Here is a 15,168-nt window from a genome sequence, read left to right on the forward strand (position 1 = left end):
TGTGTCCGGCCGCCGCATGATGAAAGAATGGCAATGGCGAAGCATTCGCTCCTGGTGGGGTTTGGCGGGTTTCTGCCAGACCGGGTTGTCACAAATGCGGAACTGGCGACCAAGCTTGATACATCAGATGAATGGATCAGGACCCGCACCGGCATTACATGCCGCCACATTGCCGGGCCGGATGATACCGCCGCCAGCATGGGGGCTGCTGCCGCCCGTAAAGCGCTCGATTATGCGGGTCTGACCGCTGCCGATATTGATGCCGTGCTTGTGGCAACAGCCACGCCGGATCAGGCTTTTCCCGCCACGGCTGTGCGCGTGCAGGCCGCACTGGGTATGACCTCGGGATTCGGGTTTGATATCGCGGCTGCGTGTTCAGGGTTTATTTTTGCTCTGGCGACAGCGGATTCTTTCATACGCTCAGGTCAGGCCCGCAATGTGCTGGTGATCGGGAGCGAAGTTTACTCGCGGATTGTTGACTGGTCTGACCGCGGTACCTGCGTGCTGTTTGGTGATGGTGCCGGTGCGGTTGTGTTGTCGGCTTCTGAGCAGGATGACGGCATAGGCATTCTGTCCACCCATCTCCATTCCGACGGCACACTGGGCGATTTGCTGTATGTTGATGGTGCTGTTGGGCAGCCGGAAAAAAGCGGTCATCTGAAAATGAGCGGCCGGGATGTTTTCCGTCACGCCGTTGCCAAGCTGTCGTCTTCTGTGGATGAAGCGCTGGCTAGCCACGGCCTGACCGATGCTGATGTCGATTGGCTGGTGCCGCATCAGGCGAATATCCGGATTATTGAAGGTGTTGCCAAAAAACTGGCCCTGTCTGCCGACCGGGTGGTGGTGACAGTGGACAGACACGCCAATACCTCCGCAGCTTCCATTCCCCTCGCGTTGGACGAAGCCGTGCGTGATGGACGCATCCGCAAAGGGGAGCTGGTGCTGATGGAAGCACTGGGGGGCGGGCTGACATGGGGCTCGGCTCTGGTGCGCCTGTGAGCGCATTGTCACACTGATCCTGTTCTGAATGAATTGACGCGCCGCACAGGCGTGTTACCCTCAGAACTATGGAAACTGTCACGCGTGCATCCTTGGTAGAGCAGATCTATCAGCAGGTAGGCCTGTCTCGCAAAGAGTCGTCCGCTCTCCTGGAAGATGTCCTGGAGACGGTCATGGCCGCGCTCGAGCGCGGCGAAAGTGTGAAGATCAGCGGTTTTGGGACTTTTGCCGTGCGCAAAAAGGGCCAGCGTTCTGGTCGAAACCCCAAAACCGGCGAAGAAGTGCCCATTCTGCCCCGTTCCGTTCTGGTTTTCAGGCCCAGCCAGTTGCTGAAGGCCAATGTGAACCACGAAACGCTGGAGGCAGGGGCCGAGGATGACGATGACTGAGCATACCCCCGAGGTGGACACCACCTACGCGCCCGAGGCTGAGAGCATTGGTGTGGAGGGTGAGGGTGGCCTGAACAAAGGTGCACTTGCGTTCCAGACAATCAGCGAAGTCGCAGAGCAGTTGCAGGTACCCCAGCATGTCCTGCGACTGTGGGAAACGCAGTTCCATCAGGTGCGGCCCCTCAAACGTGGGGGCGGGCAGCGGTATTACCGGCCTGAGGATGTTGCTCTGCTCCAGTATATTGCCGATTTACTCTATAATCAGGGCTACACACCCAAGGGTGTCCAGCGCCAGTTGGAAGCAGGAGTCCCTGAACCCATTGTCCCAGTGCCAGAGCCCGAGTCTGTTGACGTCAGTGTGGCTCCGGCAGAGCAGGGTGCTGTTGCTGTAATTGAAGAGGCTCAGGAGAGTCCCGTCGTTGAGCAGATAGAAGAAGCGGCTGCGGTCTCGGTGCCGCTCTTGCTGGACGATGCGGTTGCGGAAGCTGTTGTTGCCATACACCTGGAGCATGAACGCCTGCGGCAGGACCTGCTTGATATCCTTCTGGAACTGGAATCTCTGCGCTACAGGCTTGATGGCTAAAAAAAATTCGTGGGGTGGGTTGTGCAAGGTCAAGTTGCCTGTTACATACCCTCCCACACCTAACGGGCAGTAGCGCAGTCTGGTAGCGCATCAGTCTGGGGGACTGGGGGTCGTGGGTTCGAATCCCGCCTGCCCGATACTTGACCGGGGAACCGGATGAAACAGGGTGGAAGCCGTTAGGCTTCCACCCTGTTTCTGTTTGTCCAGTTCGTCCACAGCAGGTTCAGGGCAGCCATAATAGCCGGGCCGAGAAACAGGCCAATCAATCCCCATGTTTCGGCACCACCTAGAATACCCAGCAGCACCCACAGAAATGGCAGCTTGGTAGACCCTCCGATCAGGGCAGGGCGAACAAAGTGGTCAGCCACAAAAATAACAGTCAGCCCGACACACAGCGTAATAATGCCCGCCAGAGAGGCCCCTTGCGCCAGCAACAGAAGGGAAACCAGACCGATAGCAATAAGAGCGCAAAACGGGATCATGGCCGCGACGGCTGTAATAACCCCAAACAGGGCAGGGTGGGGGGCATGGGCGATCAGATAGACAAACCCCATCAGCACGCCTTCCCCAATCCCCACCAGCACCAGGCCCTGCACGGAGCCGTGGATGGAGGCGACAATCTGCCTGCTGATACTTTCCCCACGTTTGCCAAAAGCCCTGCATGACGCCACGCGGCATTGGCGGATAACGGATGTGCCGTCCTTGTAGAGAAAGAACAGGGTCAGGATGGAAAAGCAGAATAGCGTGCCTCTATGGGCAATCTGCGCCCCCACTGTGCGGGTTACGGCCACGCCGTGACTGTCCAGACTGCCCAGAAGGTCTGAAATATCTTCCGGGTTGGACAGGTGAGCCTGCCACCAGTGGGTTACGGAAGGGCCGCCAAAGGGTAGGTGCTTGATGGCCTCGGGCAGGGGCAGGCCAAACTGCCGGGCATGTTCCAGCCAGTTCAGGGCGCTCTGGGCTTCACCAATAGCCTGCAGGGTCAGCAGGGTCAGCGGGATGACAAACAGTAGCGCCATGGCTGCGGTAAACAGCAGGGGGAGCAGAACTCCTCGCGCCGCATTGGGCCATTTTTCACAGGCGCGGGTATAGAGTGGCCATGTTGCGATCGAAAACACTCCGCCCCACGCCAACGCAGGCAAAAAGCCCTGAACGGTGTAAACAGCGGCCAGAATGATGACGAGGCCTAGCAGAGTGCGGGCAGCCTGTTGCCCGCGGCGGGAATGTTGACTGGCCTTGATATGGGCGCAGCGCACGGGGGCTGGCAGCGGGGTGTGGTTGAGTATCTCGGGCATTCTGGTCTGTTCTTTCCAGCATTCCGGTTGGCGCTGTGCATCGGTTTCACGGCTGGGGACAGCATACTGCTTTGACAACAGATAATATAGCGCGGTAAGCGCACATGCCTGCCCGTACCCTTTGCCTCTGAGTGTATCATCTGGTGGCCATGGCTGGGGTAAGGGCTTTCACCAGCACATGCCCGGATCAAGCACACGCTCATGCTCAGAAATTTTCTTACAGTGGGTGGGTGGACAATGCTCAGCCGCATCCTCGGCCTTGTGCGGGACCAGTTGCTGGCTGCCTATATGGGGGCAGGTCTGGTGCAGGATGCGTATCAGGTGGCTTTCCGCCTGCCCAACATGTTTCGCCGCCTGTTTGGGGAGGGCGCGTTTAACGCAGCCTTCGTGCCGCTGTTTTCTGAAGTCATGGTGCGTGACGGGGCTGAGGAAGCACGGCTTTTTGCTCGCCGGGCACTGGGCGTCATGCTGGTCTGGCTTATTTTTCTGTGCGTGCTGGGTGAGATTTTCATGCCGCAGATCTTGCGGGTGATCGCACCGGGCTTTCTGCATGGGGGGGAGCGGTATGATCTGGCTGTCAGCCTGAGCAGGATTACCTTTCCCTATCTGGTGCTGATATGTGCGGCGGCTCTTGTTGCGGCGGTGTTGAATGGCTTGCACTATTTCAGCATGGCATCGGCTGCGTATCTGGCCTTCAACGTTGTCGGGATTATCGCCATTCTTGCCGGGGCGTGGTTCTTCCCCAGTGTGGCCCATGCTGCGGCCTGGGGTGTCACAGCCTCGGGGGTTGTCCAGCTTGGTCTGCTATTGTGGTCTTGCTCCCGGGCCAAGTTTGCGCTGCCGCCTTTATGGCCTGTTCTGACCCCCCGTATCCGCCTGCTGCTGCGGCGTATGCTGCCCGGTCTGGTGGGGAGCGGGGTTGGCCAGATCAATCTGACGATTGATACCATTATCGGCACGTTGCTGCCTGCTGGCAGTGTTTCGCTCATGTATTTTGCTGACCGTATCAACCAGTTGCCTCTGGGCGTATTGGGCGCTGCGGCAGGCACGACCCTGTTGCCGGTGTTGACACGACATCTGGCTGCCGGGGAGCATGACGTGGCCCACGCCGTGCAGAATCGGTCGATAAACTATGTGCTGCTGCTGACCTTGCCTGCTGTTGCCGGGCTGCTGGTGCTGGCAGACCCGATCATGATCGTGCTGTTTGGGCATGGGTCTTTTACCGAGCAGGACGCCATTCTTTCTGCGCAGTCTCTGCGGGCCTATGCACTGGGTCTGCCTGCGTTTGTGCTGGTCAAGGTTTTGGCTCCAGCCTTTTTTGCGCGAGGTGACACCCGCACCCCTGTTTATGTCGGGGTGTCGGTGATGGTTATCAATCTGATCTTCAACCTTATTCTCATGAAGCCGCTTGCCCATGTCGGGCCACCGCTGGCTAGCAGCCTTGCGGCCATGCTCAATGTTGGGGCGCTGGCAGTGCTATTGTCGCGCAATGCGGCTCTGTCTGTGCCTGCCAGTATGATGCTGCGCCTGGGACGGGTGCTGCTGGCCACCATCGGGATGGGCGTGGGGCTGGCCTGTGCCTCCTACGCTGTCCCTATGCCCGGTGGGCTTGTCTGGCGCGTGCTGTGGCTGGGCGGTATGGTCTGGCTTGGTGGGCTTTTCTACCTCGCGGGTCTTGTGGCGTTGCGCGTTCTTGATCCGGTTCAGGCGTTTGGTGCCTTACGAAAGCGCATGTCACGCCGCTAACCCTCTGGAGTGACCTGGATGGAGCAGATCCTTCTGGCGCATGAGGTCGATATGCGGACATGGCGTGCCGCAACACGCAGGCATGTCCATGCGGCCACACCACCAGAGGCCCTGACTTGGCGGGTTGGAAGCGCTGGCGAGGACAATCCGTCGGGGGCGGCTGCATCTGCTGCGGATGATAGCATAAAGCTGACGATACCGCGCCTTCTGGCGCATGATCTGATGGCCTTGCTGCAATCCAGCGCACCAGAGCGTTTTGCTCTGGCCTACCGCCTTGTCTATCGCGTTGTTCATGCCGGGCTGGATCTGACAGATACTGCGGATGCAGATATCCACCGCGCCAAGGACCTGATTAAGGATGTGGTGGAGGAAACCCATCATTTCCGAACAGTGTTCTCGGCCTTTGCCATGGCAGCGACCAGCCACGGTCTGCATTATGAAAACAGAAATTATATTCTTGAGGCCAACGCAGCTTTTTGTAGGGCGCGTTATACACCGCTATGGGAAGTGACGACGGGTTACAGGCGAATGCTCTGGAATGGGCGGCGCTTGTTCTTTGGGCCTGGTCAGGCTGATTACGCACGGCTGACAGTCTCCCAGTGGCAGGCGGCTGATGAGGCTGTCTGGGTAGGGAGTTACCCCAGCCTGCGGCTGCCGCCATCGGCCAAGGACTTAGCGGCAGCGCAAACTCTGCCAGCTCTGTCTGCTGCTGCTATGGACTGTCAGAGCTGTGCCTTGTGGCAACCTGCCAGCCGGACAGTCTTTGGCGTTGGGCAGGGTTCATCGGGCATTATGTTTGTCGGGGAGCAGCCTGGTGATCAGGAAGATAAGGCCGGTGTGCCCTTTGTCGGTCCTGCTGGACAGCTACTGGACAAAGCCTTGCACGAGGTGGGTATTACACGCGCGGATGCTTACGTGACCAATGCGGTCAAGCACTTTAATTTTGTATTGAGGAATGGCCGCAGAATACATCAGAAGCCCGATGACGCCGCTATAACCGCCTGCCACGCTTGGTTGGATGAGGAGCGCCGTCTGGTGCAGCCTCACCTGATTGTCATGCTGGGGGCGACGGCTGCTCATAGCGTGCTGAAGCGTTCAGTCACGATAGGGCGGGAGCGTTCGCGCATTATCCGGCTGGAGGATGGAGGGAGCGGTCTGGTGACTGTCCACCCCTCCTACCTGTTGCGGATACCGGATGAGGCCACAAAAGCGTTGGAATATGCCCGCTTTGTGCAGGATCTGACGATGGCGCGTGATTTTGTTGCCCAGCAGAAAGCTCAGGGGCAGGCAGCAGCCTCCGAGGTTACTCGGAATGGTCCTTGTTCAGCCGCTGATGCAGGTCTTTCCCTGTTTTGAAGAAGGGGACGAGTTTCTTGTCCACCTGCACTTGCGCCCCTGTCTTGGGGTTGCGGCCAAGGCGTGGGTCGCGTTCCTTGACGGAGAAGGCGCCAAAGCCGCGTAATTCCACACGTTGACCTTGCGAGAGGCTTTGCGCGATACCGCCAAAGACCGTGCTGACAAGAAGTGTGGCTTCCCTGAACTGCAAATGAGGGTTCTTTTGCATCAGGAGTGTTATCAGCTCGGATCTGGTCATTTAAGCAACGCTCCAATCTGATCGTGGTGGTCAGATATTAACATCGGGCGATCGCTACAGTTTCGCTCCACGACGGGGGCGTCAAGACAAAAATCAGGCGGCATGAACCAGAGTATGCCGCCTGGTGCGTTTTGGCCCGGTCTGGGCCGGTCTGTTTAGTTGGCGGCAGAGGTCTTACGGGTGCGCTTGCCGGTGCTGCGTTCGCTGCCCGTGTCTTCCTGCTCTTCATCGCCAGCGGCATGGATCTTGCGGCCCAGACCGATTTCCCGCGCCAGGGTGGAGCGGCGTTCGGCGTAGTTGGGGGCGACCATGGGGTAGTCAGCAGGCAGGCCCCAGCGTTCACGGTACTGCTCGGGGGTCATGCCATAGGCGCTCTGCAGGTGGCGCTTGAGCATTTTGAGTTTCTTGCCGTCTTCAAGGCAGACAATGTAGTCGGGGAAAACAGACCGCTTGACCGGCACGGCGGGCTGCAGCTTTTCCGGCTCGCTCTGTGGCTGGTCAGCCGTTTTCAGGGCTTGATAGACATCACGGATCAGGGACGGGATAGTTGCAGGGTCCGTCTGATTATTGGAGACGTGCGCTGAAACGATCTCGGACACCAGGTCCAGGATAGGCGAATAGTTCTGGTTCTCACTCATGGCTGACCTAATAAAAATGCAAGGGTGAATAAAGCTACTATAATCAGGGCATTACTATTTTGGAATAGGAAATAATATTTTTTTTGGCGAGTTATGTTTGTTCAACGCCATGTAAAATATATTTCATATCTTCGGGAAGCCCCGTTGCATGACATAACAAAGAAAAATTCATGCACGGAGGCGCAGAAATTCTGTGCGTCTCCGGGGTTGATTATATCACCGTTTCTTGTTGCTCGGTATCAGAAACACAGCGTTTATTTACCCCGTCAGGGTGGGTCCTGTAATAACAACCCGGACAGCGGGTCAGGGTTCCCGCAGTTTGTGACGATGAGGGGCACCAGGCTGTACAAGCGGCCAGAGTATTGGCGGGGTGTACATAAAAAATGCCCATGCATGGCATGGGCATAGGGTGCATCCGGCACCGAGTCTGTCAGGCCGGATACGAGGGCCTTAGCGAATACCGAGTTCGCTCATCAGGAAGTCACGGAAGACAGCAACCCGCTTGGAACTACGCAGCTCTTCCGGATAGACAAAATAGGCATCTACCGTCGGGGTGGTGACTTCGGGGAGAATACGCACAAGGTCGGGGAATTCTGTTGCCGCGTAGGTCGGGATGGAGCCAATGCCAAGACCGCCTGCAATGGCATGCGCCATGGCGGCCATGCTGTTGACTTCCAGTCGGGCGCCTTGTGCGCCATCATGGTTTTCAACCGCGTTGGCCAGCCAGTTTACATGCGTCACCGGGGGGTGATGGGCCCCGAACAGCACCAGATGGTGGTTGCGGATTTCTTCCAGTGACTTCGGAGTCCCGTATTTCTCCAGATAGAGCGGAGCCGCAAAGATCGGGAGGTGGAAATCCGCCAGATGGCGCTGGATCAGGTCAGGCTGGCGGGGGGCGTGCATACGGACAGCCACATCGGCTTCGCGCATGCCCAGGTCCAGGTCGTTATCTTCCAGGATCAGACAGATGTTGATCTCGGGGTTGGCCGCCATGAACTTGTGCAGCCGGGGCATAAGCCAGCAGTTGCCAAAGCCTGTGGTGGTTGTGATGCGCAGCCTTCCGGCTGCTTTTTCTTTGCTTTCAGTCAGCAGGGTCTGTGTCATTTCCAGTTTGGAAAACACTTCCCGCACCGTCTTGTGCAGGGTTTCGCCCTGCTCAGTCAGGATCAGGCCCCGTGCGTGACGGTGGAAAAGAGGCACCTGCAGTACCTCTTCCAACGCGGAAATCTGACGGGATACGGCAGACTGGCTCAGGTTAAGCACATCTCCCGCGTGGGTAAAGGAACCAGCTTCCGCCACCGCATGGAAAACCCGGAGTTTGTCCCAGTCCACGCACGCCTCCTGCATGTTATTAAATAAAATTACACAAAAGCATCCTATGAATGCTTTGTAGATGCGTTCCTACGTGCAGTAATTGTTTACCTTGGTCAAGGGACAGGCAGACCTGTTTATGGTCACACCAGCCCTGCCAGAAAACGTTCCGCATCCAAAGCGGCCATGCAGCCGGTGCCTGCGGCGGTAACGGCCTGACGGTATATTTTGTCCTGCACATCCCCCGCTGCAAAAACACCCGGCACGGAGGTTTGCGTGCCGCCCGGTGTGGTGGTGATGTAACCTTCTGCATCCAGTGCGATATGGCCCTGGAAAACAGCGGTTGTGGGGGCATGGCCAATGGCGATGAAAACACCATCGGTCGGCAGTGTGCGCTGTGAGTTGTCTGTGGTGTCGCGCAGCAGAACTCCGGTGACCACGGCAGGCGTGCCATCGGACAGAATGTCCTCGATCTCACTGTTCCACACCACGCTGACCTTGGGGTTGCTGAACAGACGGTCCTGAAGGATTTTTTCAGCGCGCAATGTGTCGCGGCGGTGCACCAGTGTCACGTGGGCGGCATGGTGTGTCAGGTACAGTGCTTCTTCCACAGCGGTATTGCCACCGCCGACCACGACAACATTCTTGCCACGGTAGAAAAAGCCATCACATGTCGCGCAGGCGGAAACCCCAGCCCCCTGCAGGCGCTTCTCATTGGGCAGGCCCAGCCAGCGCGCCTGTGCGCCTGTGGCAATAATGACGGAGCGGGCACTATAGACTGTCCCGGAATCTCCCGTCAGATGGAAAGGAGAACCCTGGCTGAAATCAACCGCGGTGATGATGTCATATTCAACCCGGGTGCCTACGTTCAGCGCCTGTTCGGCCATCTGTTCCATCAGCCATGGCCCCTGCACGGCGGTGGCAAAGCCGGGGTAGTTTTCGACATCTGTTGTAATGGTCAACTGCCCGCCCGGCTGCAGGCCAGCAACCAGAACAGGGGCAAGGTTGGCACGTGCGGCATAAATAGCGGCTGTATAGCCTGCGGGGCCTGCGCCAATAACAAGCAGGTCGGTTGTAATGGTTTTGGACATGGCAAGCACACTTCCACAGCATAAGAATTGCGGCAGGTAAGACCACACAACGTGGCCAGAGGCAATGTGGCAGGATATGGCGGCGGCGGCAGGGGCAGGCAAGGGGCCACCATAGAGGCTGTTTGCCGCAGGCAGGCGGGCATGGCATAGAGTGGCGATAATTTCAGGACGCTGGGACACGCGTCTCTTGCACAGGATGGATCGGATAAGGTGACGGATCTGGATACAGTTGATCTACGTATCGTGGCTGAGTTGCAGGATGACGGTCGTATAACCAATGTTGAGCTGGCCCGGCGGGTGGGGATTTCGGCCCCTCCGTGTCTGCGGCGTGTCAGGCGGTTGGAAGAAGAAGGTATTATCCGCGGCTATCATGCCGACCCGGACGCCACGATGCTGGGGTGGCCGATTACCTTTTTTGCCCTCATCGGGCTTGAAAGCCAGAAAGAAACGGTACTGTCGGCGTTTGAGCGCCAGCTGGCTGACTGGCCGGAAGTGCGTGAATGCCACATGATTCGCGGTGGTGGTGATTTTCTGGTGCGGCTGATTGCGCGGGATGCCGCTCATGAAAACCAGCTGACCCGCCAGTTGACGGAAGCCACCCATGTTATCCGGGTGCAGACCTTGCAGACCATCCGCACCAGCCTGGAGCGCTGGGGGGTGCCGGTCAGGGAGACCCCGGAGGGGAAAACCGCGTGACCTCAGGCGAAGCCGTCGCACCCATGGGGCGGGCCATGTTTCCCTATGACGTCAGTATCGTTGTCCCCTGTTATAACGAGGTCGAGAATGTCAGGCCGCTGGTCGAGGCATTGCGGCGCGTTCTGGCTGACTATGCGTGGGAAGTCATTTTTGTAGATGACAACTCACCCGACGGCACCATCCGTGCGGTGCATGCTCTGGCGGGGGAAGACCAACGCGTGCGCGGCCTGCGGCGGGTTGGGCGCAAGGGGCTTTCTTCCGCAGTGATTGAGGGGATTTTATCGTCCTCGGCCCCGATCGTCGCGGTGATGGATGGGGATCTCCAGCATGATGAAGGCCAGTTGCCAGCACTGATCGAGGCTGTGCGCGGCGGGTGTGACCTCGCCGTCGGTAGCCGCCATGTAGAGGGGGGGGACAGTGCCGGGCTGGCCAATGCCTGGCGGCATACGCTGTCGAACAGTGGCACGATACTTGCCCAGTGCGTGCTGCCTGTCAGGCTGACAGACCCGATGAGCGGTTTTTTTGCGGTCAGTCGCTCGGTTTTTGATGAGACAGCACCCAATCTGTCGGGCAGTGGCTTCAAAATTCTGGTGGACCTGTTGCTGTCCGCGCCACGCAAGTTGTCGGTGCAGGAAGTGCCCTGCACCTTCCGCTCCCGCCTGGCAGGGGAGAGCAAGCTGGACATGCTGGTCATGCTCCAGTTTCTGACCCTGCTGGTGGACCGGTTTTTCCATGGCTGGCTGCCTGTCAGGTTTTTGGTGTTCTGCGCCGTTGGGCTGGTCGGCCTGGGTGTGAATCTGGCCATTGCCTATGGTGCCGGGGCGCTCGGCCTGGGGGGCGCTCTGGCGCAGCAGGTGGGCACGGGTGTGGCCATGGTGGTCAATTTTGTGCTGGACAATCAGTTTACTTACCGGGACCGGCGCCTCAAAGGGGCGCGTTGCTGGCTTGGTCTGGTGTTGTTCATGCTTGTCTGCACGGTCGGGGCGGTGGCCAATGTTGGCATTGCCCGGGTTCTGTATGACCAGAATGCGACCTTGGATGTGGCAGGTATTGCCGGTGCGGTTCTAGCTGTTGTCTGGAACTATGCCCTGTCCAGCGCGCTGATCTGGCGGGTGTGATGGAACGGCCAGCGCCGTTGCGTGCAAAGGTGCTCTGGCCAGCACTGCTGGTAGCCCTGACCGGGGCAAGGTTGATTCTGGCGGCCTATGTGCCTTTGGCGCCGGATGAGGCCTATTACCGCCTGTGGGCTCTGGCTCCTGCTGCGGGTTATCTCGATCACCCACCTCTGGTTGCCTTGTGCATGCGCCTTGGTATGGCGGTGGCGGGCGACACAGCTTTTGGATTGCGGCTGCTGGGGCCGCTTCTGGCTGGGGTAGGGAGCGTTTTTCTCGCCTGGGCGGCCTCTCTGTGGGCAGGGCGTGCGGCAGGTATAAGGGCAGCGGTGCTGCTCAATGCGACCCTGGCCGTGGGGCTGGGGTCCCTTGTCATGACCCCCGATACCCCTCTGGTTTTCTTTATGGCCATCATGCTGCTGGCGTTGTCGCGTTTGTGCGCGGGTGGGGCCGGGTGGTTATGGCTGCTGGCAGGCCTGGCCGCCGGGCTGGGGCTGGATAGTAAATATACGGCGGCCCTGCCTGTCGCGGGTGTGGGGCTGTGGCTGTGTGCGTTTCCCGCCGGGCGGCGCTGGTTGCTGACTATATGGCCATGGCTGGGGGCACTGTTGGCCGGGCTGGTTGTCACACCTGTGCTGTGGTGGAACGCACACCATCATTGGGCCAGCTTTCTCAAGCAGGGCGGGCGTGTGGAGGACTGGCACCCCACCCGGATGCTGACCTTTATGGGTGAGCTAGTTGGTGGGCAGGTCGGGTTGGCCAGCCCCCTTGTGTTTGTGCTGTTTGCCGGCGGTGTCGTGCTGTTGTGGCGGCGTCGGGACAGCTTTGGCAGCCTGCTGCTGTATGTCATTTTATGCCCCGCCTTGGTGTTTGTGCAGCATGCCGTTGGGGCAAGGGTGCAGGCCAACTGGCCGGTTGTTATCTACCCGGCTCTGGCTTTGGCCGCTGCCCGCTGGCACCCGCGCTGGTGGCCTGCGGCCCCGGTTCTGGGAGTGTTGCTGACCGGTATTGTTGTGGGGCAGGCCGTGTGGGCACCGTTGCGGCTTAGCCCCCATACGGATGTGACATTGCGGCAAATGGGCGGGTGGCCCAGCCTTGCGCACGCTGTTGATGCAGCAATGCCAGCAGGCCTGCCCATTATTGCGGATGAATACGGACTTGCCGCTGAACTGGCATTTTACATGCCCCGACGCACTGTGCTGGCGGTAGAGCCGCGCTGGCGGCTGTTCGCTCTGTCACACCCTGCGTGCGGCACGCAGGGTTATCTGCTGCGCAGCCATAAGCGGGCTGACCAGCCAGATACGCACTGGTTTGACGTGTTGGATGGCCCATCGGCGCCAGTGGTGCGGAGCCGGGGTGGGGTCGTGGCTGATACATATGTGCTCTACAAGGTGCAGCTACGGTGCGAAGGCGGGGAGAACCCCATGCTTGATGCTGCCCGTCTGCCAATGCGTCAGCCCCAGTTGGCTGCGGGGCTATGAGCAATGGCGGGCAGGTCGTCATGTCTTGCAGATCGGTCTTGTCATAAGGCGTGTGGCCAGTGTCAGGCTAAAGCCTGTGTGTTTGCCTGTTGTGCGCAAAGCGGGCAGAATATGGTAATCTTGTGACGGTAGAAAACGGGAAAAGCAACGGCATGGCTTCTCAGCGGCTTGTGGCGGTCCAGATGGACCCGCTGGAGCATATCAATATAGACGGTGATTCCACATTCGCCCTGATGCTCGAGGCCCAGGCGCGGGGGCATGCCCTGTTTGTGTACGAAGTCGGCAGCATGGCACTGGGCGAAGGCGCTCAGGAAGCTGGAGGGCGTTCCCACACCCAGGTGACAGCCCTGATGCGGCCCGTAACCGTGCAGCGCGAAGCCGGGCGGCATGCCACATTCGGCCCGGCAACCCGCCAGTCCCTGGGGGATATGGACGTGGTGCTGATGCGTCAGGACCCACCGTTTGACATGGCCTATATTACGGCCACCCATATGCTCGACCATGTGCATGGGGTTGGTCCGGGCAAGGCGCTTGTGGTCAACGACCCGCGTTGGGTGCGCGACAGTCCGGAAAAGCTGCTGGTCACGCATTTCCCCGACCTTATGCCCCCCACATTGGTGACATGGGATATTGAACAGATTCGGGCTTTCCGTGCCAAATGGCGGGATATCATTGTCAAACCGCTGTTTGGTAATGGTGGCAGCGGTGTTTTCCGCATCCGTGAGGATGACCAGAATCTGAACGCCCTACTGGAAATGCACTTTGCCCGCTCGCGCGAACCGTTGATGATCCAGCGTTACGAACCTGCCGTTACCCAGGGTGACAAGCGCGTTATTCTTGTCGATGGCGCACCGGTTGGCGCTATCAACCGCGTGCCATCGGGGGACGACCACCGTTCCAACATGCATGTCGGGGGTGTGGCCCGTCGCGTCGGGTTGACCGAGCGTGACAAGGAAATCTGCGACACGATCGGCCCCTTCCTGCGTGACCACGGCCTGATTTTTGTTGGGATTGATGTCATCGGCAACTATCTGACCGAAATCAATGTGACATCCCCCACCGGGTTGCAGGAACTCGAACGCTTTGATGGTGTGAATGGTGCGGGTCTGATATGGGACAGCATAGAACGCAGGCTTGAGGCCTGAGACACAATACCGCCCGCCCATGCTGCATGCGCTAAAGGCAGCGCGGGCACCATGGACAAGATGACCCTGCCAGTCATAATGGGAACCAACATTCCCTGGGGCGGGCAGGGCCAGCGCACAGTGCGGCGGTCCTTTTCCATCCGCCCGACCCGCAAGCCTGTTCTGGCTGCTGCGGGGCCGAGGGTGGTGGAGTGCTTTGGTGGCAGTATGGACTGCACGCAGGGAAGGAAGAGACAGAGTGGCTCTTGAAGAAAGGTTGGCCGAGAGGCAGGCAGAGGACATGACTGACGTTTTCCAGAACTATTCCTCTGGCCGGGATGATGCCCCAATGCCGCCCCCCTCGCGTTCCGCGCTGGATGCGGAGGCCGTCAAGCTTGCCTATCGGCGCTGGGCCAAGGTGTATGACGTGGTCTTCGGCGGTGTGTCCCGCTTTGGCCGCCTGCGTGCGGTCGAGGCTGTAAACGGCCTGCCAGGCTCGGACGTGCTGGAGGTAGGGGTCGGGACCGGCCTTGCCCTGCCGCACTACAAGACATCCAAATCCATTACCGGCATCGACCTTTCCTCCGACATGCTTGATCGTGCGCGTGAGCGCGTGCGGGTCGGCGGGCACAGCAATGTGCGGAGCCTGCTGGAAATGGATGCCGAGGAAACGAGCTTCGAGGATAATTCCTTCGATATCGCCGTTGCCATGTTTGTGGCCTCTGTCGTGCCGCATCCGCGCAAGCTGCTGCGCGAACTCAAGCGCGTTGTGCGGCCGGGCGGGTATATCCTGTTCGTCAATCACTTTCTGGCACCGGGTGGGGTGCGCGGGAGTGTCGAGCACGCCATGGCGCGGGCCTCCCGCTCACTGGGCTGGCATCCGGACTTTGCGATGGAGGCTTTGCTGCCGCCTGAAGATATGGTGCGGGCCTACATGCAGCCGGTGCCGCCCCTGGGCCTGTTTACATTGGTAACACTGGAGAATCTCCCTTCCGACTAAGGGGGAATGTGCGCTTGTGTTGGGTCAGAGGCGCTGATTATGCGTGGCTGGGTGGCTCGTTCTTGTAGGCAGGGGCGGATAGGATACACCCGTTTTTCGTCCCCTGGCC

At 59.2% G+C, this 15,168-nt stretch carries 16 protein-coding genes and 1 tRNA gene; 12 read left to right on the top strand and 5 right to left on the bottom strand.

Annotation, left to right across the window (positions count from 1 at the left end):
• The first annotated feature begins 33 nt into the window (after window positions 1-33).
• From FLP30_RS10105 to FLP30_RS10120, 4 genes are all read left to right on the top strand, one after another.
• Window positions 34-999: a beta-ketoacyl-ACP synthase III gene (locus FLP30_RS10105; RefSeq protein WP_168200085.1), complete on the top strand. Its 966-nt coding sequence runs from the start codon at window positions 34-36 to the stop codon at window positions 997-999.
• Between the two features lie 68 nt (window positions 1,000-1,067).
• Complete coding sequence (locus FLP30_RS10110) at window positions 1,068-1,388, top strand: integration host factor subunit alpha (protein WP_149279715.1); 321 nt, start codon at window positions 1,068-1,070, stop codon at window positions 1,386-1,388.
• On the top strand, window positions 1,381-1,971 hold the full coding sequence (locus tag FLP30_RS10115; protein ID WP_149279716.1) for a MerR family transcriptional regulator: 591 nt from the start codon (window positions 1,381-1,383) through the stop codon (window positions 1,969-1,971). The genes FLP30_RS10110 and FLP30_RS10115 overlap by 8 nt, the downstream gene beginning before the upstream one ends.
• A gap of 63 nt (window positions 1,972-2,034) precedes the next feature.
• Window positions 2,035-2,108 (top strand) — tRNA-Pro (locus tag FLP30_RS10120).
• 39 nt (window positions 2,109-2,147) lie between these two features.
• Here FLP30_RS10120 and FLP30_RS10125 read toward each other — a convergent pair.
• Window positions 2,148-3,266: an AI-2E family transporter gene (locus FLP30_RS10125; protein ID WP_149279717.1), complete on the bottom strand. Its 1,119-nt coding sequence runs from the start codon at window positions 3,264-3,266 to the stop codon at window positions 2,148-2,150.
• Between the two features lie 201 nt (window positions 3,267-3,467).
• Between FLP30_RS10125 and murJ the strand changes: the two genes are divergently transcribed.
• Together murJ and FLP30_RS10135 are read left to right on the top strand one after the other, a co-directional pair.
• A complete protein-coding gene (murJ, locus tag FLP30_RS10130; RefSeq protein WP_149279718.1) occupies window positions 3,468-5,012 on the top strand; it encodes a murein biosynthesis integral membrane protein MurJ in 1,545 nt (514 codons plus the stop codon).
• 18 nt (window positions 5,013-5,030) lie between these two features.
• Window positions 5,031-6,368, top strand: coding sequence for a UdgX family uracil-DNA binding protein (locus tag FLP30_RS10135; RefSeq protein WP_149279719.1), 1,338 nt, complete (start codon window positions 5,031-5,033; stop codon window positions 6,366-6,368).
• Here the strand turns inward: FLP30_RS10135 and FLP30_RS10140 are convergent.
• The 4 genes from FLP30_RS10140 to trxB form a co-directional block, all read right to left on the bottom strand.
• A complete protein-coding gene (locus FLP30_RS10140; protein WP_149279720.1) occupies window positions 6,316-6,606 on the bottom strand; it encodes an integration host factor subunit beta in 291 nt (96 codons plus the stop codon). The genes FLP30_RS10135 and FLP30_RS10140 overlap by 53 nt on opposite strands.
• A gap of 155 nt (window positions 6,607-6,761) precedes the next feature.
• The gene (locus FLP30_RS10145; protein ID WP_149279721.1) at window positions 6,762-7,244 is read right to left on the bottom strand and encodes a MucR family transcriptional regulator; all 483 of its coding nucleotides are present in this window, start codon (window positions 7,242-7,244) and stop codon (window positions 6,762-6,764) included.
• A 450-nt stretch (window positions 7,245-7,694) separates the two neighbouring features.
• Window positions 7,695-8,576, bottom strand: a complete 882-nt coding sequence (locus tag FLP30_RS10150) for a LysR family transcriptional regulator (RefSeq protein ID WP_149279722.1) — start codon at window positions 8,574-8,576, stop codon at window positions 7,695-7,697.
• A gap of 122 nt (window positions 8,577-8,698) precedes the next feature.
• Window positions 8,699-9,646, bottom strand: coding sequence for a thioredoxin-disulfide reductase (gene trxB / locus FLP30_RS10155; RefSeq protein WP_149280334.1), 948 nt, complete (start codon window positions 9,644-9,646; stop codon window positions 8,699-8,701).
• A 210-nt stretch (window positions 9,647-9,856) separates the two neighbouring features.
• Between trxB and FLP30_RS10160 the strand changes: the two genes are divergently transcribed.
• From FLP30_RS10160 to FLP30_RS10185, 6 genes are all read left to right on the top strand, one after another.
• Window positions 9,857-10,342, top strand: a complete 486-nt coding sequence (locus FLP30_RS10160; RefSeq protein WP_210419272.1) for an Lrp/AsnC family transcriptional regulator — start codon at window positions 9,857-9,859, stop codon at window positions 10,340-10,342.
• 23 nt (window positions 10,343-10,365) lie between these two features.
• Window positions 10,366-11,460: a glycosyltransferase gene (locus FLP30_RS10165; protein ID WP_149280335.1), complete on the top strand. Its 1,095-nt coding sequence runs from the start codon at window positions 10,366-10,368 to the stop codon at window positions 11,458-11,460.
• Window positions 11,460-12,935 carry an ArnT family glycosyltransferase gene (locus FLP30_RS10170; protein ID WP_149279724.1) on the top strand — a complete coding sequence of 492 codons (1,476 nt, stop codon included), beginning with the start codon at window positions 11,460-11,462 and terminating at the stop codon, window positions 12,933-12,935. The genes FLP30_RS10165 and FLP30_RS10170 overlap by 1 nt, the downstream gene beginning before the upstream one ends.
• A gap of 152 nt (window positions 12,936-13,087) precedes the next feature.
• Window positions 13,088-14,080 carry a glutathione synthase gene (gene gshB, locus FLP30_RS10175; RefSeq protein ID WP_149279725.1) on the top strand — a complete coding sequence of 331 codons (993 nt, stop codon included), beginning with the start codon at window positions 13,088-13,090 and terminating at the stop codon, window positions 14,078-14,080.
• 51 nt (window positions 14,081-14,131) lie between these two features.
• On the top strand, window positions 14,132-14,329 hold the full coding sequence (locus FLP30_RS10180) for a hypothetical protein (protein WP_149279726.1): 198 nt from the start codon (window positions 14,132-14,134) through the stop codon (window positions 14,327-14,329).
• Between the two features lie 31 nt (window positions 14,330-14,360).
• Entirely contained in the window at window positions 14,361-15,059 is a 699-nt protein-coding gene (locus tag FLP30_RS10185) for a class I SAM-dependent methyltransferase (protein WP_149279727.1), read from the top strand.
• Window positions 15,060-15,168: the final 109 nt, after the last annotated feature.

The organism is Acetobacter vaccinii, from assembly GCF_008365315.1.
GTDB classification, from domain to species: domain Bacteria; phylum Pseudomonadota; class Alphaproteobacteria; order Acetobacterales; family Acetobacteraceae; genus Acetobacter; species Acetobacter vaccinii.